14 protein-coding genes are annotated in these 23,903 nt (G+C 71.6%); 10 read left to right on the forward strand and 4 right to left on the reverse strand.

Features of this window, described 5'->3' with window-relative positions; genetic code table 11:
• The 3 genes from AMK22_RS10310 to AMK22_RS10320 are packed head-to-tail and all read right to left on the reverse strand — an operon-like array spanning position 1 to position 11,640.
• On the reverse strand, positions 1-330 hold the full coding sequence (locus AMK22_RS10310) for an acyl carrier protein (RefSeq protein WP_073783659.1): 330 nt from the start codon (positions 328-330) through the stop codon (positions 1-3).
• Complete coding sequence (locus AMK22_RS10315) at positions 320-4,828, reverse strand: type I polyketide synthase (RefSeq protein ID WP_073784023.1); 4,509 nt, start codon at positions 4,826-4,828, stop codon at positions 320-322. The genes AMK22_RS10310 and AMK22_RS10315 overlap by 11 nt, the downstream gene beginning before the upstream one ends.
• Before the next feature lie 8 nt (positions 4,829-4,836).
• Positions 4,837-11,640: a type I polyketide synthase gene (locus tag AMK22_RS10320; RefSeq protein ID WP_073783661.1), complete on the reverse strand. Its 6,804-nt coding sequence runs from the start codon at positions 11,638-11,640 to the stop codon at positions 4,837-4,839.
• Positions 11,641-12,405: 765 nt separating this feature from the next.
• Here AMK22_RS10320 and AMK22_RS10325 point away from each other — a divergent pair.
• Together AMK22_RS10325 and AMK22_RS10330 are read left to right on the forward strand one after the other, a co-directional pair.
• A complete protein-coding gene (locus AMK22_RS10325; RefSeq protein ID WP_143203540.1) occupies positions 12,406-12,966 on the forward strand; it encodes a hypothetical protein in 561 nt (186 codons plus the stop codon).
• Between the two features lie 169 nt (positions 12,967-13,135).
• Positions 13,136-13,927 carry an SGNH/GDSL hydrolase family protein gene (locus tag AMK22_RS10330; protein ID WP_242433908.1) on the forward strand — a complete coding sequence of 264 codons (792 nt, stop codon included), beginning with the start codon at positions 13,136-13,138 and terminating at the stop codon, positions 13,925-13,927.
• A 279-nt stretch (positions 13,928-14,206) separates the two neighbouring features.
• Here AMK22_RS10330 and AMK22_RS10335 read toward each other — a convergent pair whose 3' ends face one another.
• A complete protein-coding gene (locus AMK22_RS10335; RefSeq protein WP_073783667.1) occupies positions 14,207-15,859 on the reverse strand; it encodes an IclR family transcriptional regulator domain-containing protein in 1,653 nt (550 codons plus the stop codon).
• A gap of 191 nt (positions 15,860-16,050) precedes the next feature.
• Here AMK22_RS10335 and AMK22_RS10340 point away from each other — a divergent pair, with 191 nt between their 5' ends.
• From AMK22_RS10340 to AMK22_RS10375, 8 genes are all read left to right on the forward strand, one after another.
• Positions 16,051-16,824, forward strand: coding sequence for a CoA transferase subunit A (locus AMK22_RS10340; protein ID WP_073784024.1), 774 nt, complete (start codon positions 16,051-16,053; stop codon positions 16,822-16,824).
• Complete coding sequence (locus tag AMK22_RS10345) at positions 16,821-17,462, forward strand: CoA transferase subunit B (protein WP_073783669.1); 642 nt, start codon at positions 16,821-16,823, stop codon at positions 17,460-17,462. The genes AMK22_RS10340 and AMK22_RS10345 overlap by 4 nt, the downstream gene beginning before the upstream one ends.
• 2 nt (positions 17,463-17,464) lie before the next feature.
• Positions 17,465-18,655, forward strand: coding sequence for a thiolase family protein (locus AMK22_RS10350; RefSeq protein ID WP_073783671.1), 1,191 nt, complete (start codon positions 17,465-17,467; stop codon positions 18,653-18,655).
• A gap of 59 nt (positions 18,656-18,714) precedes the next feature.
• Positions 18,715-19,428 carry a protocatechuate 3,4-dioxygenase subunit beta gene (gene pcaH / locus AMK22_RS10355; RefSeq protein WP_242433924.1) on the forward strand — a complete coding sequence of 238 codons (714 nt, stop codon included), beginning with the start codon at positions 18,715-18,717 and terminating at the stop codon, positions 19,426-19,428.
• Positions 19,425-20,003, forward strand: a complete 579-nt coding sequence (pcaG, locus tag AMK22_RS10360) for a protocatechuate 3,4-dioxygenase subunit alpha (protein ID WP_242433909.1) — start codon at positions 19,425-19,427, stop codon at positions 20,001-20,003. The genes pcaH and pcaG overlap by 4 nt, the downstream gene beginning before the upstream one ends.
• Positions 19,990-21,354 (forward strand): 3-carboxy-cis,cis-muconate cycloisomerase, encoded by a 1,365-nt coding sequence (gene pcaB / locus AMK22_RS10365; protein ID WP_073783676.1) that lies wholly within the window; start codon positions 19,990-19,992, stop codon positions 21,352-21,354. The genes pcaG and pcaB overlap by 14 nt, the downstream gene beginning before the upstream one ends.
• Positions 21,351-22,553: a bifunctional 3-oxoadipate enol-lactonase/4-carboxymuconolactone decarboxylase PcaDC gene (pcaDC, locus tag AMK22_RS10370; RefSeq protein ID WP_073783678.1), complete on the forward strand. Its 1,203-nt coding sequence runs from the start codon at positions 21,351-21,353 to the stop codon at positions 22,551-22,553. Before pcaB ends, pcaDC begins: the two co-directional genes overlap by 4 nt.
• Before the next feature lie 154 nt (positions 22,554-22,707).
• Positions 22,708-23,901: a 4-hydroxybenzoate 3-monooxygenase gene (locus AMK22_RS10375; protein WP_073783680.1), complete on the forward strand. Its 1,194-nt coding sequence runs from the start codon at positions 22,708-22,710 to the stop codon at positions 23,899-23,901.
• Positions 23,902-23,903: the final 2 nt, after the last annotated feature.

Genomic DNA, 23,903 nt, shown 5'->3' on the forward strand with positions numbered 1-23,903 from the left:
TCAGACCGCCTCGGCCGCGGCCGGGAGGGAGACCACGATGTGGAGCACCAGGTCGCCCACGGTCAGAGCGATGATCTCTTCAAGTCCGCGGTCCGCGATGAATGCGGCGAGGTTGACCGTGTCACCGTAGTGTTCGCGCAGCGCCGCAGAGAGCGTGACGAGGTCGATGCTCTCCATTTCGAGGTCGTCGTGGAACCGGGTGTCCATGGTGATCGCGGCGTCCGTGAGTTCGTACTCGCCGAGCACCTCCCGCAGCATGCCGGTCACTTCCTCCAGCACGATCGGTTCGAGCGGAGTGGGCGGTACGGCGCGGTGGTCTTCAGCAGTCATCGTCGCTCTCCTCATCGTGGGCGGTCGTCCAACCGACGACGTAGTTCCTGGGTGGCAGTCCGGGTGGGCTGCCGACCGTCCGGTGATGGACGTGGTAGGTGTCGCCGCCGGTGAGGACAGTCAGTGCCGTACCGGTGGCGGTCTTGATCTCGAAGCGCTTCGGGGCTCCGGCCAGGCCCGTGCCGAGCGTCTTGCCGACGGCCTCCTTGGCGGTCCAGAAGCGGGTGAACCACAGGGCCTCGGGTTCGCCGGTGTCGCGGGCCAGTGAAGCGATGAGGTCCCGCTCCTGGGCGCCGAGCGCCACCTCAAGGGTTCCGTCCGGACGGTCGATCACCTCTTCGATGTCGATTCCGCAGGGGCCGTTTCCGGCGATCGCGACCGCGGCCTCCGCCCGGTGCGCGAGGGAGACGTGGAGGTCGGGGAGAGTACGGCCGTAGGCGCCGGTGACGTACGGTCGGCCGGACGGGTCGTTGACGACCCGTAGCTCGGAGGGGAAGATCCCGCCGTTCCCGGCATTCCACAACCGTCGGCGCACCGCGTCCTTGACCGCGATCCGGCCGAGCAGCCACTGGCGGCGGCCGCGGGGTGTGTGCGCTTCGTAGGCGGTCCGTTCCTCGCCCGCCAGCATGTTCCGCATGATCAGCTCGCGGGTGGCCAGGTCGGGCCAGCGTTCGTGGAGCAGGACCCAGCCGCCGGGTTGCGGCTCGGAGAGGGTGTGGTGTTCCGGTTCGCGGTCCACCCTGCGGATGTGCGGGTCGCTGTCGAAGCGGCGGTCGCGCCAGCCTGCGAGTTCGGCCCAGACCCGGCCCTGTCGCACCAGTTGCATGTCGGCTTCGAGCGTGGTGTCGGTGACGGAGGCGATACGGATCAGGCAGTCGAGCCGTTCGCCCGGCTCGGGGGGCGCACCGTGGAAGCGGATCTCGCGCATGCCGACGGGGAAGACGGTGGTGCGGGTGGGGAGTTGGGCCGTGATCCAGTAACCGAGCAGTTGGCCGACGTTGTCCAGCAGGGCTCCCGGAGCGGGTGGGGTGGTGATGACTCCCCTGACATGGGCGTCGCCGATCGCGGTCAGTTCGGTGACGCCCTGGAAGCGTGGGCCATGGAACATCCAACGACGGGCGTACAGCTCACGGGCTGTCAGCTCGCAGGGGCGTTCCTTCTCCTTCGGGAAGGTCCAGGCGGTCGCCGGTCGGGGACCGTATTCCCGGGCGAGTTCGACGGTGGCTCGGGCGTAGGGGCCGAGGGTGGCCGTCACCCGGGCGGCGCCGGAGGGGTGCGGGGGCTCGGGGGTGATGTGGACGGGAACGTCCACCGCGGGGATGGCGTTGATCCACTGGTTGAGCCGGACGTCGTGGACAGCGACCGCGCGCAGACCGGAAGCCGCCTGCTCGGCGAATTCCATCATGTGCCCGATGATGGTGGTGCCGGGTACGACGGGCCAGCGGTCTGCGGGAGCGGCCTGCGGCGGTTGCTTGAAGAAGCAGTGGTCGAGCAGGTACGGCATGGTGTCGACCGAGACCCGCAGCGAGGTCCGCAGTTCGCGCGGGGTGGACGGTGGTGGGCCGGCAAAGGGCCCGTTCGGCCGGGGAGCGTGCGCGGAAGCCCGAGACGCGGTGGATCGCGGCCCGCCGTGCCGGCGCACGGTGAGGACGTCCGCCGCGAGCGCTGCGGTGTCGTCGAGGATCGCGGAGAACTCAGCGGCCAGCGGGTCCTTGATGGCGAGGGCGTCGAGGGCGGACGGCAGCGTGCCTTCGGCCACCCTGCGTGGCCGCGCCAGCGCGGCGCCGATCTCCGTGCGCGTGGGCTCGTCGAGGGAGATCAGCGCGCCGCCGAGGTCGAGCCGGACCGAGCGGTGCGCGACCTCGCGCGCGGGAGTGGGGCGGAGCGCGGCCGTGTTCGGCCCGGCCCCGTCGGCCCACAACGCCGTGGCCACGCGACGCAGTTGGGGAAGGCCGGAACGGTGCGGGGAGTGGGCGGCGACCACGAGGTGGTCGGAGCCTCGCAGCGTGTCCGCGATCAGTGAGCCGACCTGGCCGGCCCCGAGCTGGACGAAGGCGCGGAAGCCGGCCGCGTGCATGGCCTCGATCATCTGGCGGAAGCGGACCGGTTCCAGGAGGTGCTGTACGAACAGCTCCCGTATTTCTCGTGGTCGCGCGGGGTACTCCCCCGCCGTGGTGGCGGACCAGACGGGCAGCCGTGCGGCGTGCAGCGTGTAGGTGTCCGCCGCCTTCCGTATCGGGTCCAGATAGGGCCGGAGCATGGGGGTGTGGAAGCCCGACCGGAACGGCAGGACCTGCGAGATCGCGCCCTTTTGGCGGAACAGGTCGACGAATTCGTCGACCGCGGCCGACGGGCCGCAGATCATGGACTGGTGAGGGGCGTTGTCGTGCGAGAGCACGACCTGTGTCTGGCCGTCGAGGGCTTCCATGACGCGATCCACGGGCGCACCGATCACCGCGAAGGCCAGTCCCGGCACACGCAGGGCGTCCGGATCGAATGTGGTCAGGAAGGCATCGACCTCCTCCTGAGCGTGGATCCCGGCGGCGGCCATGGCGGTCCACTCGCCGAGGCTGTGTCCGGCGAGCGCGTCGGGCACGATGTCCATCCGCTCCAATGCGGCGTGCAGGAGGCGGCCGAGTTGGAATACACCGGTGCCCTGACGGCCGATGTCGCCGACCGTGATGTCGGTACCGGAAAGCGACCACGGGAGGCCGAAGTGGCGTGCCACGTCGTCGCAGTTGGTGTCGAAGTCGGCTTCGAGGCCGGGAAAGACGAAGGCGAGACGGCCGCCGGCGTCACCCAGCAGCGGCTCGGGAACGAACCACATGTCGTTCTTGCCTCGCCATGGTCGGCCCCGGTCGACCGCCTTGCGGGCCAGCGCCAGCCGTTTGGCCGTCGGGTCCACCACGCCGAGCCGGACCGGGCTGGCGGGCTCGGACCCGGTCTCGTCCGAGGCGGTGGCGAGGAGGGTTGCGTCATCGCGGTCGAGCAGGCGGGCCAGTTCGGCGGGTGCTGCGGCTGACAGCCGCAGCACCCGTTCGGGCTCGCGCACCACCGCCACGGGTCCGCCGGTGACGGGCGGAGCGGCGACGGAGGCGGGCTGTTCCAGGACGACATGGGCGTTGATGCCGCCGAAGCCGAAGGCGTTGACGGCGGCACGGCGTACGGGGCCGTAGGTGTCGGTCGCCCACGGCAGCGCGGTGTCCACGGTGGTGAAGCGGGTGCGGGCGAGTGCCGGGTGCGGGTCGTCGCAGTGCAGGGTCGGCGGGAGGACGCCATGGTGCACGGCGAGTGCGGCCTTGATGAGCCCGGCGATCCCCGCGGCCGGCATGGTGTGACCGATCATGGACTTCACCGAACCGATCACGCCGCGGGACGCGTCGCCCGGCGGGCCGAAGACCGCGGCGACCGTCTCCAGCTCGGCGGTGTCGCCCGCCGGGGTGGCGGTGCCGTGGGCTTCGAGCAGCCCGACGGAACCGGGCTCGGCAGGGTCCCGGCCGGCGCTGCGCCATGCCTCGCGGATCGCCTCGGCCTGGCCCGCGGAGTCCGGGCTGAGCAGACTGCCGGTGCGGCCGTCGCCCGCGACGCCGGTGCCGGTGATCACGGCGTAGATCCGGTCGCCGTCGCGGTCGGCGTCGGCGAGCCGTTTGAGCACCACGACGCCGGTGCCCTCGCCGATGAGCACCCCGTCGGCGTCCCGGTGGAACGGCCGGATGCGCTCGCTCCGGGACAGGGCACCGAGTTGTGAGAACACGCTCCACAGCGTGATGTCGTGGCAGTGGTGGACTCCCCCGGCCAGGACGACGTCGCACCGGCCGCTCTCCAGCTCGCGGGTCGCGTGGTCGACCGCGATGAGCGAGGAGGCGCACGCGGCGTCCACCGTATAGGCCGGGCCCCGCAGGTCCAGCCGGTTGGCCAGCCGGGAGGCGGCCAGGTTGGGCACGAGTCCGATGGCCGACTCCGGTGCCTCGGGACCCAGTTGGTCGGTGAAGGCGCGGCGCACCTCCTCCAGGCGCTGTTCTCCGAGGTCCGGCAGGAGTTCGCGCAGCGTACGCACGAGCTGTCCGGCGGTGCGCACCCGCTGGTCGAGGCGGACCAGGCCGGGGGTGAGGTATCCGCCGCGGCCCAGGATGACTCCGGTGCGGCGCCGGTCGGCGAAGAGCCGGTCGGCGCCGCCCGCGTCGCGGACCGCCTGGGACGCCACCCGCAGTGCGATCAGTTGGTCGGGTTCGGTGGCCTGCACGGAGGCGGGCATGATCCCGAACGAGGTGACGTCGACGTGGGCGAGGTCGTCGATGAAACCTCCTCGGCGGCAGTAGACGCGGTCAGCACGGCGTTCAGCGTCCGGGGCGTAGTACACGGCGTCCCAGCGGGCCGCGGGGACGTCGGTGATCGCGTCGACGCCGTGGACGAGGTTGTGCCAGTACGTGTCGAGGTCGGGCGCTCCTGGGAAGAGCGCGGCCATACCGACGACGGCGATCGGGCAGGCCCTGGCCATCGCGGCGGTCACCACCCCGAGGCGGTGTAGACGACGGCGGCGCTCTCCTGCGGGCCCCACGCCAGTTCGCGCAGCAGGCTCATGGCGCCCTCGTCGGGATCGATGAGGCGGATGCCGCGTGCTGCGTAGGTGCGCATCAGTTCCGGCGTGACCATGCCGTTGTTGGTGCCGGTGGGCGCCCACGGGCCCCAGTGGACGGTCAGCCCGCGGCGGTCGCTCCGGTCGCCCCAGGCGCGGCCGATGGCTTCGAGGGCGTCGTTGGCCGCGGCATAGTCGGTCTGGCCGCGGTTGCCCAGGGTGGCCGCGATGCTGCCGAACAGCACCGCGAGGCGGGGGCCGTGCGAGAGTCCGTCGACGGCGTCGAGCAGAGTCCTGGCGCCGTCGGTCTTGGTGCCGAAGACCCGGTGGAAGGACTCCGGGGACTTCTCGGCGAACAGCTTGTCCTCGATCACACCGGCCGCGTAGACGACCGCGTCGAGTCTGCCGTGTTCGGCGTGCACGTCCTTCACCGCGCGATGCACGGCCTCGGTGTCAAGCACATCCACGCAGTGGTAGCGCACCCGGCTGCCCAGCCGGGTGAGTCGGTGGACGGTGTCGCGGACCTCCTGCTCGGCCTGGATCCTTCCGATCTCCCGTTCGACCTGAGCCGGGGATCTCATGCCGCCCGCGATCAGCTCGGCTCGGAGCTCGGCTTCAGTGGCAGCCGTCGAGGCGGTTTCGTCCAGGACGGGCAGCGGCGTGCGGCCGAAGAGTTCCAGGCGGCAGCGGGCAGCGGTGGCAAGCGCGGTGGCGAACCTGGCAGTGATGCCACGCGCCCCGCCGACGAGGAGTACCACCGACTCGTTGTCGAGTCCGAGAGCCGCAGCCTCGGCGGCGCCGTCGTCGGAGGGGCCGGCTCCGGCGCTGCCCAGGACGCCGCGGTCGGTCTCGGTCATCCGCAGTCCACGCCGGGTGTTCCCGGTGCGCAGAACGACCGGCTCGCGGTCGGTGGAGGTCAGCTCCGCGACGATCGCGTCGGCCGCGACGGACGGGTCTGCTCCGGCAGGCTGTTCGATGACGCGGGCGATGGTCTGCGGGTACTCCCTGGACAGGGAGCGGAACAGTCCGCGCAGGCCCTCGGAGGCGCCGGCGACCAGCAGCCAACGTGGCCCGGCGGGCAGGGCGGACCGGTAGAGGGGGACGGCACCGGGCAGCACCGGCTCGTGGGCCGGACCGCCGTCCGGGGAGGCGAGGTGGATCAGGCCGTCGAAACGGTCGCCCTCAGGGAATTCGGTGGCGGTCACCGTCCGGGCACCGCAGGAGTCGAGCCGCTCGGCGACGGCCGCCGCGAGCGGGCCTTCGCCGATGACCAGGAATGTCCGTCCGACGAGTTCGGTGGGCTCCAGGAGGGCGGGCGCGAGGTCGTATTCCGACATCACCAGCCGTTTGGGGGCCGTGACGACTGCTTCGGCGTCGGCGGGTGGTGCGGCCGGTTCCGTCGCGGCGGGCCCGGAGGCGGGGGGCTCGGGCGGTGGAGTGTCGTCCTGCCGCGCGGCGACGATCAGTTCGGCGATGCCCGCCGCAGTGCGCGCCCTGGTCAGCGCCTCCGTGGCGGCGTCGTCGGTGGCGGGCAGCCGGAGCCGTCGAGCGAGCTGGCCGACGATCTCGGCACGCTTGATGGAGTCGACACTCAGGTCGGCCTCCAGATCCAGATCGGGTTCGATCATGTCGGCCGGATAGCCGGTTCGTTCGCCTATCACGTCCAGGACGGCCGCGAGGACCGCATCCGTGGTCAGCTCGGTCGGCGCCGGGTCCGGCGCGGGCTGCGGCTCGGTGGGCTCCGGGACCGCCTCGTCGGCGGGTGCCGCAGTCGCGGGGAGAATCGCCTCGTTCAGCTCACGAGGTGCGTACTCCACGGGCTCCGGTCCGGTCCGGACACCGGGGTCGGCGCCGAGGTAGCTCAGCAGGACATCGCGCTGAGCGGCGATCATGTCCCGGCTGGTGCGCAGGAATTCACTGATGAGGGCATCGCCGCCGATTCCCGACGCGCCATGGGCGGGTTCGGTGCGGAGCGCGTTTCCATGCTCTGCGTCTCTGCCGGAACGAGTGGTCACAAGTGCCTCCGGGATGCGCTGGGCGGGATGCAGGGCTGCGGCGGGGATGGCGCCGTCGGAGGTGCGGAGGAGATGGCCGTCGATGGTCCAGCCCGCGCGCCTGCGGCGGGGGGCCTGGACCGCATCGACGGCGTCGCGGCCCTCGAACAGCCAACCGGTGCGTACGTCGGCCCCGGCGACGGCGAGTTCGGCGAGCGCGGCAAGGAATCCGGTCAGGCCCGTGCCGCGCCGGGCCTCCAGGGTGACGGTGCGGTGCGGGCGATCGCCGAGGATTTCGGTGACCTGCCTGGTCAGCACCGCTCCGGGCCCCGCTTCGACGAAGATTCGGGCACCCGCCTCGTACATGCCCTCGATCTGCTCGACGAAGCGGACCGGCGATCCGATCTGGGCGGCCAGTTCGGCGCGTATCGCCTCGGGGGTGGTGGGATAGACCGCGGCGGTGCGGTTGGACCACACCGGGATGGACGGTGTCTCCAGCGGTACCGAGGCCAGCATCGCCGCGAAGGTGCCGCCGGCGGTGGCGACCAGGGTGCTGTGGAAGGCGCAGGCCACGGCGATCCGCTTCGCCTTCAGCCCCTGCGCGCGCAGCCGCTGCACAGCTGTCTCCACGTCGTCGGTGGGGCCCGATATCACCGTCTGACGGGGTGAGTTGTGGTTGGCGACGACGACGGAATCGGCCACACCCGCCTTCTCCAGGGCGGCGGCGGCCTCCGGTGCCGAGGCGGTGACCGCGGCCATGGTGCCGGGGTCGTCGCCGCAGGCGGCGAGGACGGATTCGGCACGCGCCCTGCTGCACGACAGCAGTTCCTCGGGGCCGAGGACGCCGGCCGCGGCGAGGGCGGCGAGTTCGCCGTAGCTGTGTCCGGCCGCCATCGCCGGGCGCACACCGACACGGCCGAGCAGATGGCGGGCGGCGAGTCCCGTGATGCCGAGGGCCGGCTGGGCGACACGGGTGTCGGTGACACGCTCGGCCAGGGCCTGGCGTCCGGCCTCGTCGAAGCAGGCGGGTGGGAAGAGGGCCGCTGCGACGGACTCGTCGAGGCGAAGGAAGCGCTGGAGTTCGGGGAAGGAGACGAACAGGTCGGCGAGCATGCCAGGTCGCTGGCTGCCCTGCCCGGGGAAGAGGAAGGCGATCTCGCCCGGTTCGGTGCCGTCCGCGAGATGGATGCCGTCGTCGGGAGCGTGTTCGCCGTCGGCGGCCCGCCGAAGCGCTGCCGTCAGCTCCGGTACGGAGGAGGCCAGTACGGCGATGTGGGTGGACAGGCCGCGCGCGGCCGCGAGGTCGGCGCGCCGGGAGGCGGCCAGGGCGAGGTCCCGCAGGCGCGGCGACTGGTGCGCGGTGTGGTCGGACTCGGCGAGAGCCAGTAGTTCGCGGGCGGCCTTGACGGCGGCTTCTCGGTCGGCGCCGCGGAAGGTGAACAGTTCGGCGGGCCACTCGTCACGGGCGTGGGTGGGTGGGGCGCCGTCGCCGTGGGCGCGCAGAACGACGTGGAAATTGGTTCCGCCGAAGCCGAAGGCGCTGACACCAGCGACACGTTCGGTGGGCGGCGCGGGCCAGGGCCTGGCCCGGGTGTGGAAGGCGAAGGGGCTGGTGCGTTCGTCCCAGGCCGGGTTCGGCTGTCGCAGGTGCAGTGTCGGGGGCTTGACACCGTGGTGCAGGGCGAGCGTGGTCTTGACCAGTCCGGCGAGGCCCGCCGCACACTTGGTGTGGCCGATCTGGGACTTCACCGAGCCGAGGGCACAGCCGCCAGGGTCTGCTCCGGCCTCGGTGAAGACCGCGGTCAGGGCGCTCAGCTCGGTGCGGTCGCCGACGACGGTGCCGGTGCCGTGAGCCTCGACCACGCCGACCTCGGCCGGTGAGATCCCGGCGTTCCGGTAGGCCCGCGTGAGTGCCCTGCGCTGACCGTCCGCGCGCGGCGCGGTGAGGCCGAGGGCCCGGCCGTCGCTGGAGCTGCCGACTCCCTTGACGACGGCGTAGATCCGGTCGCCGTCCCGTTCGGCGTCGGCAAGTCGTTTGAGGACCACGCAGGCCACGCCCTCGCCGAGTGCGATGCCGTCGCCGGAGCGGTCGAAGGGCGCGGAACGGCCGGAGGGGGACAGCGCGTGCGCGGAGGCGAAGAGCAGGTAGTCGTTGATGCCGTTGTGCAGGTCGGCGCCGCCGCACAGCACCATGTCGCTGGTGCCGACCGTCAGTTCCTTGCAGGCCACGTCGACCGCGGCGAGGGAGGAGGCACAGGCGGCGTCCACCGTGTAGTTGGCCCCTCCGAGGTCGAGGCGGTTGGCGATCCGCCCGGCGATGACGTTGGCGAGGACACCGGGGAAGGAGTCCTCGGTCAGGCGCGGCAACTGGGCATCCAGCCCGGGTGGAAGCTGTCCGACGTAGGCGGGCAGGACCGTTCGGAGCGTCATGGTGTTCGACAGGTCGCTTCCCGCCTCGGCCCCGAACACCACGGAGGCACGGTCGCGCCGAAAGGGGCGGTCGGCGTAACCGGCGTCGGCGAGCGCGCGTCGCGCCACGTCGAGGGCCAGCAATTGGACCGGTTCGATGCTCGGTAAGGAGGCGGGCGGGATGCCGTAGTCCAGGGGTTCGAAGGGGATCTCGGGCAGGAAACCGCCCCAGCGCGAGGGGGTGTGTTCTCCCGCCCCGTCCTCGGCGTAGTAGAGGGAGGGGTCCCAGCGCGAGGTGGGCACCTCGGTGATGGCATCGGTGCCGGACAGCACGTTCCCCCAGAAGGACTCCAGGTCGGGCGCCTCGGGGAACACGCAGGCCATCCCTACGATGGCGATGTCCAGTGGTTCGGGTGCGGCGGCCGGCTCGTCCGGCCCGGTATCGAGTGCAGCCCTGCGTCGGTCGAGAAAGGTCTGCGCGCCGGTGGTCACCGCGGTGTGCAGCGCGGCGACGGTGGTGACCTCCGACCGGAGGACGGCGACCTGCCCGGCCATGAACATGCCCTCGGAGCGCTGCCGCTCCTCGTCGACCTCGCGCAGTTCGTCACCGACACGTTCGATGCCCTTGCTCGCCAACCTCAGTCGGCCGACATTGAGTTGTTCCAGCCGCTCCCATGCCTCGCGACCGGACACGTCACCGGCCCGCAGCTGTTCCTTGCGGGCCGCGAACTCGTCCGTGAAGGGGCTGCGGACACAGCGAGTCGCATGACCGGGTGCGGTTTCCAGCAGTTCGGTGCGCTCGGCGTCGACCATCTGCTGCTGGAAGAGCGGCTGTACCGCGCCCGCCGCCACGGCCTCCTCCGTGAAGAGGTAGGCGGTACCCATGAGGACTCCGATCGCGGCACCCCGCGCGGCCAAGGGGGCGGTCATGGCGGCGATCATGGCTGCGGACCGCTCGTCGTGCACGCCACCGGCGAACAGCAGTTGGAGTTCGGCGGCGGCGTCCTTCCCGGCAGCTGCGAGGAAGTCGTCCACCACGTCGAGCTGCGCCTGCCACAGCGGAAAGCCGGCCCGGGGCCCGACGTGGCCACCGCACTCGGAGCCTTCGAAGACGAACTTGCGTGCACCGGATTCGAGGAACTGGCCCAGCAGGCCGGGCGAAGGCACGTGCAGAAAGGTCGAGATGCCGACTTCTTCAAGAGCCACGGCCTGCGCGGGACGTCCACCGGCGATGATGGCGTGCGAGGGACGGACCTCCCGGATGACCTCCAGTTGCGCTTCCTTGACGGCCGCGTCGGCGAAGCCCAGGACCCCGACACCCCAAGGCTCCTCGCCCAGGGTGCTGCGGGTCTCCTCCAGCAGCGCGCGCGTCCGCTGCCCGTCGGACACGGCGAGCGCGATGAACGGCAAGGCGCCCTCGGCGGCCACGGAGGCGGCGAACGCGGCTTGGTCGCTCACCCGTGTCATCGGCCCCTGGACAACCGGGAGCCCCGTACCGAGAGCACGGCTGCCCGTGCTGCCCGGCCCGAGTACGGGCACGTCCTCGGCAAGCGTGTCGCTCACCGCCCCGCGTATGCCGCGTATCGCCGCGCCCAGCGTGCCCCAGCACCGTTGGAAACGGACCGCCAGGAACGCGTCCTGGCCGATCTCCAGGGGGGCTGCGATGCCGTCCGGGTCGGGGGTACGTCGTCGCAGCACGCGCAGACCGTCCTCGACCACGGTCTCCGAGCCGTCGAGTCCGACGAGCGCTCCGGTGATCTCCGCGGGGAGTTCCGCCTCTGCGAGCAGCGCGGTCTGGGTGTCGAGGACCACACCGCAGGCGCCACCGGCGACCGCTGCCGCCGCAGTGTGCGCGCCGATTCCACCGCAGGCCCACACCGGCAGCCGGTGGGACGCGTCCGCGAGCAGTTGCTGCAGCAGCACGAACGTGCTCAGCTCGCCCACCCGGCCGCCGGCTTCATGGCCGCGGGCGATCAGTCCGTGTGCCCCGGCCGCCACGGCGGCGCGCGCCTGAGCGCCGGAGGTCACTTCGGCCAGCACACGTCGCCCGGGGAAGTCGGCAGCGTTCACCGTCGCCCCGGCGACGAGGACCACGGTGTGGACACAGGCGGGAAGGTCCGAGGCGGGGATGCCGCTCCCGTCTCCGAGTCGTACGCCGAACCCGCAGCGCGCCCACTCGGTGGCCAGGCCCAACTGCTCGCGAGCGGACCGGGCATCGCCCGTCAGGTCGAGTACTCCCAGTCCGCCGGCGCGCGCGGCGGCCGCGGTGAACCGTGCCGACGCGACACCGAACGGATGCACTGCGAGGACGACGTCCGCCGTCGTGGACATGCCACCATCAGTGCCGGCACCAGGCGTGCACATGAAGAACTCCAGGGGACGAGGAGGCGCGCGAGATCGAATGTCCAGGAACGACGCCAGCCACTCTCTTTGCGAGACGCATAAATACGCGCAGGTCTGACTCGGCCTCGAAAGAAGAGCGAACTGCCGACGAATCAAGCGCCTCGGGGGGTGGGGGGTAAGGCGTTCGAGAGCGGGCAGACGCGATCGTACTACGGAGTACGACAATCCACTCCGCCTCTTCGGTTACAGCTTGACATCGACGGATCGAATTATCAGGACCCACCGAGCAAACAACACCCATTGACACGAGTCGACCCGATCCCGAAACGAATTAAGCAACAAAATTTCCGAAATCGCCTGAACATACCCTTACGAATACACATGCTTGGTCCGCGTGAATACGAACTCATCGCATATGACAGCAGCACCCCGCAAACGCGGGCTCGACGCCTGACATCCGACGCGTCACGGACGCCCGCGACACAGGAATCCACCAGCCCTGCCGAACACACCCATATCGATGAAGGCGGAGGCTGCGCGACTATTTCATTCGCAGATCACCGGACCCGGCCCAACGGAAGCCAGGGGTAGGAAATCCGCCACCCCCGACTGATCGAATACCCCTCGGCAACCTTTCATATTGACGCGTACACGCCAACCGAGATACGGTCCCTCCGCCGAATTGGCGCACCCCCCACGAAAATGGCTTCCACTTCGGCTGCTTTGAGGCGGGAGCCAGAAGGAGACATTTCAATGTCCAGCCTGCCCAAAAAGTCGAGATCAAGGTTACCCAAGTCATTCACGCGCGCGGCGATCTCCCTGACAGCGGGGGTTCTGCTCGCGGGGAACGTGAGCGCGGGGGTCGCTTCCGCAGATGCCGCCGACACCCCCCGTCACCACGCGAACGCCGAACTCCTCGACTCCCGCTGCGCCGTTCCGGCAGACCGTGACCCGGACATCACCCGGACCGTGTACCGGACGGCGGTCGAGCGCGGCGTCACCGACAAGGTGCTGCTCGCCGCGTTCGAGACGGGCTGGGTGGAGTCCCACATGAACAACCTGGACTGTGGCGACCGCGACTCGCTCGGCGTCTTCCAGCAGCGCCCGAGTCAGGGCTGGGGCACCCCGGAAGAGTGCATGGACCCGGTGCACGCCACCAACGCGTTCCTGGATCAGGCCGTTCCGAACGACGCCGACAACCCCGGCTTCACAGCAGGCGAACTGGCACAGAGCGTGCAGCGATCGGCGTTCCCGGACCGGTACGACGAGAGCGAGGCCAAGGCCCTCGCCCTGATCGCAGAAGTTCAGGGCTGACGCTCCTCAAGTGCTCCAACCGATCGGAGTCCTGCGTCGGCCGGGGCCCACCCCCGTTTTCCCGCACTGCACCGGCGCTCCGCCTGCTCCGGCAGGTCCTCCAGCAACCTCTCACACACTCCAGGAGTGAAACATGCGCTCGTCAAGAGCTCGCAGGTGCCTCGCGTCGTTGTCCCTCGCGCTGGCTGCCGTTTGCCTCGCGGTCCCAAGTGCGTATGCCGCCGACGTCGAGCCGGTGGCCGCCGGCAAGTATGTGGCGCTCGGCGACTCGTACGCCGTCGCGCCCGGCACACGCGAATACGACAACCCTGACGACCCGTGTCGTCGTGGCCCGTCGACGTACCCTCGGCTGTGGGCCCAACAACACCCCTCGTACTCTTTCGTCGAGGCGTCGTGCTCCGGCGCGACCACCGCAGATCTGACAAGCCAGCAGGTTCCGCAGCTCACCGCGGACACCACACTGGTGACGGTGCACGTGGGCGGCAACGACGTCGGCTTCGTCGAGGTGCTGAAGAACTGCATCCTCACCATCGACGACAAGGACTGCATTGCCGGAGTGGAGGCCGCGAAGGCCGCCGCGACCAGCAGTCTGCCAGGCGCGCTGGCGAGCACGTACGCGGCGATTCGGGCAAAGGCACCGAACGCCAAGGTCGTGGTCGTGGGCTATCCCCGGCTCTACACGATCGGCGGCAGCTGCGGCATTCTCGGGCTGAGTGACCGCGAGCGGACGGCACTCAATTCGGGATCCGACACCCTCGACTCGGTGCTGGCGTCCGAAGCCGGAAAGGCCGGGTTCACCTTCCTCGACCCGCGTACCGCGTTCGACCCGCACACGATCTGCTCCAAGGGCCAGGCCTGGGTGACAAGCCTGGAGTGGAACAAGATCGACGAGTCCTACCACCCCAACAAGGCCGGGCACGGCGAAGGGTACCTGCCCTTGCTGAACGCGATCACCGGCTGATCGCGGCCGACTGTCCGGCAGTCCCGGGCACCCCGCGGTATTCGTGAGTCCGACGGCGCGATCGTCGGCGTCGGATCTCCGGCTGTCGTGCCACCGTGGCCCTCCGCCCGCAAAATCGCACCGCGCCCGGACGGCACCGACGCACCCATCTGCGGACCGACCCGCCCGGTCGCTGCCACGGTTCGCGAGAACCGTGGCAGCGACCGGGTACAACGCCTTCGTCACGTCGCCACGACATCCAGCAGCGCCGCCACGAAGAGATCCGCGACGGGGTCGGGCTCAGGCGAATGGCAGCGGATGCGCGTCGGAGACCAGGGCGACATCGGCGCTGATCCGCTCCGCCGCGGCGCGCAGGGCGGGCAGGACGGTCCTGAGGGCCTCGTCGGCGGAGGTGCGGCCGGCGTGGAGCGAGACGTTGGCCGCGGCGATCACCTGCCCATCGCGTCCCAGGAGCGGGACGGCGATCGAGCGCAGGCCCTCCTCCAGTTCCTGGTCCACCAGCGCGAAGCCGTCGTGTGCTGCCTGTTCCAGGACGGCGGCGAGGCGGTCCGCACTGGTGACGGTGTGGTCGGTGAACGACTCGAGGCGTGCGTTGCGCAGCCATCGGGCGCGGTGCTCGTTCGGGAGTCCGGCGAGCAGCACCCGGCCGAGAGAGGTCGCGTGCGCGGGGAAGCGCGTACCGACCGTGATCGCTACGCTCATGATCCGCCCGGCCGCGACGCGGGCGATGTAGCGCACGTCGTCGCCGTCCAGCACGGCGACCGAGGCGGACTCGTGCAACTCACGGACCAGTGCGGTCAGGTGAGGCTGCGCCAACTCCGCGAGCGAGAGTGCGGACAGGGGCGAGTAGCCGAGGTCGAGCACCCGGGGCAGCGGGGCGAACCGGTGGCCGTCCGCGTCGATGGCGACGTAACCGAGGTGCTCCAGTGTCAGCAGTGAGCGCCGGGCCGTGGCGCGGGGCAGGGCGGTGGCCTCGGCCACGGCGGAGAGCGTCATTCCGGCCGGGCGGTCGAGAGCGGCCAGCACGGACAGGCCTCGGGCCAGTGACTGCAGGTACTCCGGGCCCAACTCCCTCTTGGCGTCCAGGGAATGGTCCCGGTCCGGGGTCCGGGCCGGTGGCCCGACGTCGACTTCGGCGAGCGCGCGGCTCATCTGCTCGGCCGTGTTCCGCATCCGGTCCAGGGCGAAGTCGCGCAGCCCCTCCGCCGAGTGGCGGCTGGTGTGGCTGACGACGCTCAACGCACAGACCACACGCCCCTCCTGGTCGTACACGGGGACGGCGACGGCGACCAGGCCGGGTTCGATCCGCTGGTCGTCGAGCACCCAGCCGTTCTCGCGCGCCTCGGCCGCGCGGGCGCGCAGCTCCGCCTCGGTCGTCCGGGCCCGGCGCGGCCGGGGAGGCGGCACGGCCGGGAAGCCCGCGTCGTGCGGGTCGGCCCGGGTTCGGGCCTGCCACTGCGCGTACTGCTGAACATCCCAGTCGGCGGCGAAGAGTTCGCCGGGGGCGCAACGCTCGGCGGGCAGCGCGTCGCCGACGCGGAAGGAGACGGAGAGCGTGCGTCGGCGGTTGCTCTGCACGACGAAGCGCACCGCGTCGCCGTCGGGGACGGCCAGTGAAACGGACTCGTCCAGCTCATCGGCGAGCGCTTCGGCCGGCGGCCCGAGCGCCTCGGGGATGCCGCTGCTGTGCAGATAGGCGAGGCCGAGCTCCATCAGCCGGGGTGCGAGCACCAGTTCCCGGTCGTCCTCGCGCAGGTATCCGAGCCGGACCAGGGTGGTCGCGATCCGGTCGACGGGGGACCGGGTCAGGCCGGTCAGGGCGACCAGTTCGCTGGGTCGCAACCGTGCCCGGGGGGCCTGGGCGAGCGCGCGCAGGACGGCGAGCCCGCGTTCGAGCGGCCCGACGGACGAGTCGGCGGTGGTCGGCGGCATGGTCCCTCCTCGACTCCGAACCGTACCTCCGTTCGGCGTCCTTCGGACGCACTGATCGAGGACGGGGCCTTGACAGGCGCAATAACTGCGTCGACACTCACTGCACCGTAGAAGATGAAGAATAGTTCATCAGGCGAACACGCCGTGTGCGGACAGACCGCGGCAAGGCCGACGAGGACAAGGGCGAAGACATGGACAAGGTGGTGCAATCGGCCGACGAGGCCGTGGCCGACATCGGTCACGGCTCCTCGCTGGCCGTAGGCGGCTTCGGGCTGAGCGGCGTCCCGGACGTGCTCATCCGCGCCCTGCACCAGCAGGGCACCGGGGGCCTGAGCGTGGTCTCCAACAACTGCGGCGTGGACGGCGGCGGGCTGGGCATCCTGCTCGCGGCCGGCCGGATAGTCCGCGTCACCGGCTCGTACGTGGGTGACAACAAGGAGTTCTCCCGCCGCTACCTCTCCGGTGAGCTGGAGCTGGAGCTCACTCCGCAGGGCACACTGGCCGAGCGGCTGCGGGCGGGGGGCGCGGGCATCCCCGCCTTCTTCACCCCCGCCGGCGTCGGCACCCTGGTCGCCGAGGGCGGACTGCCGTGGCGCTACCACGCGGACGGCAGCGTCGCGGTGGCCTCGCCCGCCAAGGAGGTACGCGAGTACGACGGCCGCGCCCACGTCCTGGAGCGCGGCATCACGACCGACTTCGCGCTGGTGCGCGCCGCGAGGGGCGACCGCCACGGCAACCTCGTCTTCGGCAAGGCCTCGCGCAACTTCAATCCGCTCGCCGCGATGGCGGGCCGGATCACGATCGCCGAGGTGGAGGAACTGGTCGAGCCCGGCGCGATCGACCCGGACGAGGTGCATCTGCCCGGCGTATTCGTGCAGCGGGTGGTGGAGCTGACGCCGCGGCAGGCCGCGGCCAAGGGGATCGAGAAGAAGACCGTGAGCGAGACGGGAGCGACGGCCCGATGAGCTGGACCCGAGACGAGATGGCCGCCCGAGCCGCCCGTGAACTGCCCGACGGCGCCTACGTCAACCTCGGCATCGGCCTGCCGACGCTGATCCCGAACCACCTGCCCGAGGGCGTCGACGTGGTGCTGCAGTCCGAGAACGGCATCCTCGGCGTCGGCCCCTACCCGACCGAGGACCGGGTCGACCCCGACCTGATCAACGCGGGCAAGGAGACCGTCAGCGTCGTCCCCGGCGCGTCCTTCTTCGACTCCGCCCTCTCCTTCGGCATGATCCGCGGCGGTCACATCGACGTCGCGGTGCTGGGCGCGATGCAGGTCTCCGCCCGTGGGGACCTGGCGAACTGGGCCGTCCCCGGCAAGATGATCAAGGGCATGGGCGGCGCGATGGACCTGGTCCACGGCGCCCGCAAGGTCGTCGTCGTGATGGAGCACACCGCCAAGGACGGCAGCGCGAAGATCGTCGTCGACTGCACCCTGCCGCTGACCGGCCGCCGCTGCGTCGACCGCGTCATCACCGACCTCGGCGTCCTCGACGTCACCGAGGACGGGCTTCGCCTGGTCGAGCTCGCCCCGGGCGTCACGGCCGACAGGCTGCGGGAGCGCACCGCCGCCGAGGTACTGCACCCGAAGGAGCCGTGAGCATGTCCGAGCAGATCAGTGACGTCTACGTGGTCGACGCCGTGCGCACCCCGTTCGGCAGGTACGCCGGGGCCCTGTCGGGCGTCCGCCCGGACGACCTGGCCGCCCGCGTGATCGCGGCACTGCTGGCACGCACCCCGCAGCTGGACCCCACCCGGATCGGCGACGTCGTGCTCGGCAACGCCAACGGTGCGGGCGAGGAGAACCGCAACGTCGCCCGGATGGCCGTGCTGCTGGCCGGACTGCCCGTCGGTGTGCCCGGCGTGACCGTCAACCGGCTCTGCGGCTCCGGCCTGGAGGCGGTGATCCAGGCGGTGCGCGCCATCCGCGTCGGCGACGCGGACATCGTCGTCGCCGGCGGCGTGGAGTCCATGAGCCGAGCCCCCTGGGTGCTGCCCAAGCCCGAGCGCGGCTTCCCCGCCGGACACCAGGAACTCCACTCGACCACGCTCGGCTGGCGGATGGTCAACCGCCTCATGCCGGCCGAGTGGACCGTACCGCTCGGCGAGAGTGCCGAGCTGATCGCCGCCAAGCACGCGATCAGCCGCGAGGAGCAGGACCTCTTCGCACTCGCCAGCCATGAGAAGGCGTCGCGCGCCTGGCGGGACGGCCTGCTCGACGCCGAGATCGTCCCGGTCGACGGGGTGGACCTGCCGCGCGACGAGTGCATCCGCGACGGTGGCACGCCCGAGTCGATGGCGCGCCTGAAGCCCGCCTTCCTCCCCGACGGCACGGTGACCGCCGGCAACGCCTCCCCGCTCAACGACGGCGCCGCAGCACTGCTCCTGGTCGGCGAGCACGCGCTGGCCGAACTCGGCCGCGAACCGCTGGCACGGATCCGCGCGGGCGCGGTCAGCGCGATCGAGCCCCAGTGGTTCGGCCTCGGACCGGTCGAGGCCGGCCGACGCGTCCTGGAGCGGGCCGGGCTCGGCTTCGACGACCTGCTCACCGTGGAGCTGAACGAGGCGTTCGCCGCCCAGGCCCTGGGCTGCCTCGCGGAACTGCCCGAGCTGGACCCGGCCAAGGTCAACCCGCGCGGCGGTGCGATCGCCGTCGGCCACCCCCTCGGAGCCTCCGGCGCCCGCCTCGTCGGCTCCGTCGCCCACCAGCTCGCCGCCCACGGCGCGGGCACCGGGCTCGCCACGCTGTGCATCGGCGTCGGGCAGGGACTCGCCCTCGTACTCGAGCGCTGAACCGTAGAAAGGACAAGGAGATGAGCGAACTCATCGAGCAGGGCGTGATCGACGCCGAGATGGCGGCGATCCGACCGGACGGCGATGTCCACCCGTCCCGTTCCTACGCCCCCTACCGCAGCACGCTGCTGCGCCACCCCACCCAGCCGCTGGTCGTGGTCGAGGACCCGGAGGCGGTCGAGCTGACCGGCCCGGTCTTCGGACACACCGACGTGACCGCGCTGGACAGCGATCTGACCCGCCTGCACTCCGGCGAGCCGCTGGGCGAGCGCATCACCGTCACCGGCCGGGTGCTCGACCGCGACGGGCGCCCCGTGCGCGGCCAACTCGTCGAGATCTGGCAGGCCAACGCCTCCGGTCGCTACGCCCACCAACGCGACCAGCACGCGGCGCCGCTCGACCCCAACTTCACCGGCGCAGGACGCTGCCTGACGGACGACCAGGGCGGCTACACGTTCACCACCATCAAGCCGGGCGCGTACCCGTGGCGCAACCACCTCAACGCCTGGCGTCCGGCGCACATCCACTTCTCGCTCTTCGGCACCGCGTTCACGCAGCGCCTGATCACCCAGATGTACTTCCCGGGCGACCCGCTCTTCGCCCACGACCCGATCTACCAGTCCATCACCGACCCGGCGGCCCGCGAGCGGCTGATCGCCGCATACGTCCACGATCTGTCCCAACACGAATGGTCGCTGGGCTACCGCTTCGACATCGTCCTCGACGGCCCCGGGGCCACCTGGACCGAGCAGCAGGAGGATGAGGCCAGGTGAGCCGCCAGGTGACCGCGAAGGACATCACGCCCGCGCAGACCGTGGGCCCCTTCTTCGGGTACGCACTGCCCTTCGCGGGCGGCGGGGACATCGCACCGGTCGGCGACCCCCGTACCGTGACCCTGCACGGACACGTGCTGGACGGCGAGGGGCGGCCCGTCCCCGACGCGCTGCTGGAGTTCTGGCAGGCGAGCCCGGAGGGTTCACGGGCCGGTGCGCCGGGCTCGATGCGCCGCGACCCCGTCACCGGTGCGGCCCTCGGCCGTCATGGGGTGGACTTCACCGGCTTCGGCCGCGTCGCCGTAGACGCCGACGGCCACTACACGCTGCGCACGCTGCCGCCGCCCGCCGACGCTCCCTACCTCGGCATCGTGGTCTTCGCCCGTGGCCTGCTGCACCATCTGCACACCCGCGCCTACCTGCCGGGCCACGAGGACGACTCGCTGCTCCGCGGTCTCCCGGCCGACCGGCGCGCGACGCTGCTGGCCGTGCGGGAACGCGACAGTGTCCACCGCTTCGACATCCGCCTGCAAGGAGACCCGGGAAAGGAGACGGTCTTCCTTGAGTTCCGCTGACATGCCCGCCGACGTCGGCCTGTTGGCGCCCGGCCGGGCGGGTTCGCCAGTCGAGGCCGCGACCGGCGACCACGGCTTCCTCCAGGCCATGCTCGACGCCGAGGCGGCATTGACGCGGGCGCAGGCCGAACTCGGCCTCGCGCCCGCCGGGGCGGCCGACGCCGTCACCGCGGCCGCGCGCGCCGAGCGCTTCGACGCCCGCTCGCTCGCGCTACGGGCCAGGGGCGGGGGCAATCCGGTGATCCCGCTGGTCGCGGACCTCACCGCGGCCGTCCCGAGCGCCGCCGACCACATCCACAGAGGCGCGACCAGCCAGGACATCCTCGACTCCGCACTGATGCTGGTGGCCGCCCGCGCCCGGCGGCTGATCCTGGCCGACCTGGACCGTGCCGCCGCGACGCTGGCCAAACTCGCCGCCGCGCACCGCGACACGCCGATGCCCGGCCGCACGCTCACCCAGCACGCCGTACCGACCACCTTCGGACTGAAGGCGGCCGGCTGGCGACACCTGGTCCTGGATGCCAGGGACCGGCTCGCCGGCGTCCTGCTGCCCGCCCAACTGGGCGGCGCCGCAGGCACGCTGGCCGCCTTCGGGGAACAGGCGCTGCCGCTCTCCGCCCGGTACGCGCGGCAGCTGGGGCTCGCCGAGCCGTTGCTGCCGTGGCACGTGCTGCGCATGCCCGTCGCGGACCTGGGCGCGGCGCTGGCCCTGGTCGGCGGCGCGCTCGGCAAGATCGCCGCCGATGTGCTGGTGCTCTCCCGCACGGAGATCGCCGAGGTGACGGAAGGCACCGGCGGCGGCTCGTCGGCCATGCCGCACAAGTCCAACCCGGTCCGGGCCACGCTCATCGCCGCCACCGCGCGCCGCCTGCCGCAGCTCGCGGCGGTGCTCCTCGGCTCCATGGCCGCCGAGGACGAGCGCCCGGCCGGTGCCTGGCACGCCGAGTGGGAAACCCTGCGCGAAGCCCTGCGCCTGGTCGGCGGAGCGGCCCATGACGCCGCCTGGATGGCCTCCGAGCTGCAGGTGGCCGACTACCGGATGCGCGCCCACCTCGAACTGACGGAAGGGCTGATCGTCTCCGAGCGCCTCGTCGCCGCCTTCGAACCGCTGGTCGGCCGGACCGAGGCACGCAGCCTGCTCACCCGTGCTTCCCGGGCCGCCGCAACCGCGGGCCTGGGCCTGGACGAAGCACTGGAGGAGGATCCGGCGCTCGCCGGCCTGCTCGCCCCGAAGCAGCTGCGGGATCTGCTCGACCCGACCGGCTACCTCGGCGCCGCCGCGCCGCTCACCGACCGAGCCCTGCGCCGCGGCCCCATCCACCATCACGACTACTCCGAGGACCTGCCATGACGTCACCGAAGACGTCGACCACACTGCTCCACCACCGCGTCGACGGGCGCGACGACGCTCCCCCGCTGCTTCTCGGCCCGTCCCTGGGCACCTCCCTGAGGCTGTGGGACGCACTCGTCCCGGCACTGTCGCGGCGATACCGGGTAATCCGCTGGGACCTCCCGGGCCACGGCGGTACGCCCGCTGCCGTGCTGCCGGACCTCGAGCCCGGGCACACCGCCGTCGCCGACCTCGGCGCGCTGGTGCTCGCCCTCGCCGACGCGCTCGGCGTCGACCGGTTCGCCTACGCGGGGGTCTCGCTCGGCGGTGCGATCGGCACCTGGCTGGCCGTCCACCACCCCGAGCGGGTGGCATCGCTGACGGTCGTCTGCTCCGCGGCCCACTTCGGCGAGCCGACGGCCTGGCAGGCGCGGGCCGCGCTGGTCCGCACGGAGGGGCTGGGCCGGCTTGCCGCCGACGCGCCCACCCGCTGGTTCACCCCGGCCTTCGCCGGGACACCGACCGCCGCCGCCCTGGTCGAGGACCAGAGAGCCTGCGACCGGGACGGCTACGCCGCCTGCTGCGACGCCCTGGCCGGATTCGACCTGCGCGCCGAACTGAGGGGAATCAGCACACCCGCACTTGTCGTGGGCGGACGCGAGGATCTCGCCACCCCGCCGGTCAACGCCCGAGAACTCGCCGACGGCATTCCTGGTGCGACCCTGGTGGAGATCCCCGGGGCCGCGCACCTCGCCCCCGCCGAGCAGCCGCAGCGCGTGCTCGCCGCGCTGCTCGCCCACCTCGACCCGGCCCCGGACACGGCCGGAGTGACACGCGAGGAGACGCACGCCGCCGGTATGGGGGTGCGCCGCGCCGTCCTCGGCGACGCACACGTGGACCGCGCAGTGGCCGGCACCACGGCGTTCACCGAGCCTTTCCAGGATCTGATCACCCGCTACGCCTGGGGCGAGATCTGGACCCGCCCGGGGCTGGACCGGCGCACCCGCAGCTGCATCACCCTCACCGCCCTGATCGCCCTCGGCCACCACGAGGAACTGGCGATGCACGTCCGCGCGGCCCGTACCAACGGCCTGTCCGCGGCGGAGATCGGAGAGGTGCTGCTGCAGGCCGCGATCTACTGCGGCGTCCCGGCGGCCAACTCGGCCTTCGCCGTCGCCAACGGTGTACTCGAAGAACTCGAAGGAGAGCTCCGCCCATGAGCCGAACCACCCCCGCCCGCAGGGCTGTCGGCACCGCCGCCGGCCCCGCGGGCCCGCCGACCGGCCGGACCCGAGCGGCCTTGGCCACAGCGACTTCCGTTGGGCAGAAGTCAGCCGTGGCCGGGGCGGACAGGAGCACCGAACAATGAGCCGTATGTCATCCTCGCGCATCCACTCCCGCACCCGGGTCGGCATCGTCGGTGCCGGTCCCGCCGGACTCATGCTCTCCCACCTGCTCGCGCGGGCCGGAATCGACTCCGTCGCGATCGACCTGCGCAGCCGCGAGGAGATCGAGCGGACCCACCGAGCCGGGATCCTCGAACAGGACTCCGTGGACCTGCTGGTCGGCACCGGTGTCTCGGACCGGGTGCACCGTGACGGCTACCAGCACGACGGCATCGACCTGGCCTTCGGCGGCGGCAGCCACCGGATCGACTTCCGCGGCCTGGTCGGCGCCTCGACGTACCTCTATCCCCAGCAGGACGTCTTCGCCGACCTCGCCGACGCCCGCGAACGCGACGGCGGCGACGTGCGCTTCGGCGTCACCGACGTCTCGGTCGACGACCTCCTCTCGGCGCCGGTCATGCGGTTCACCGACGCGGGCGGGGCCGCTCACGAGGTCCGAGCCGAGTTCCTGGTGGGTGCCGACGGCTCGCGGAGCCTGTGCCGCCGGATGGTGCCGGAGGCCGAACGACGCCAGTACTTCCGCGAGTACCCCTTCGCCTGGTTCGGCATCCTCACCGAGGCACCGCCGAGCGCGCCGGAGCTCATCTACAACCACTCACCCCGCGGCTTCGCGCTGATCAGCCAGCGCACCGAGACGCTGCAGCGCATGTACTTCCAGTGCGATTCCGCCGAGGACGCGGACGCCTGGTCCGACGACCGGATCTGGACCGAGCTGCAGGCGCGCCTGGACGCCAACGGCCACGTGCTCAAGGAGGGGCCGATCACCTCGCGGACCGTGCTTCCGTTCCGCAGCTTCGTCCAGGAACCGATGCACTACGGCCGCCTCGTCCTCGCCGGCGACGCCGCGCACACGGTCCCGCCGACCGGCGCCAAGGGGCTCAATCTCGCACTCGCTGATGTCCGGGTGCTGGCCGAAGAGCTGGAGCGGGCGCTGACCACCGACGACCCGGCCCCGCTGACGAGCTACAGCGAGCGGGCGCTGCACCGGGTGTGGAAGGCCCAGCACTTCTCCTACTGGATGACGACAATGCTGCACACACTGCCGGACGCGACCCCCTTCGACGTGCGGCGCCAGGAGGGCGAGCTGGCCTCGGTGACCGGATCGGCCGCGGGGTCGACGTACCTCGCCGAGGCCTACACCGGCTGGCCCGGAGGGCGTTGAAC

This window comes from Streptomyces sp. CB01580 (assembly GCF_001905795.1).
Taxonomy (GTDB): domain Bacteria; phylum Actinomycetota; class Actinomycetes; order Streptomycetales; family Streptomycetaceae; genus Streptomyces.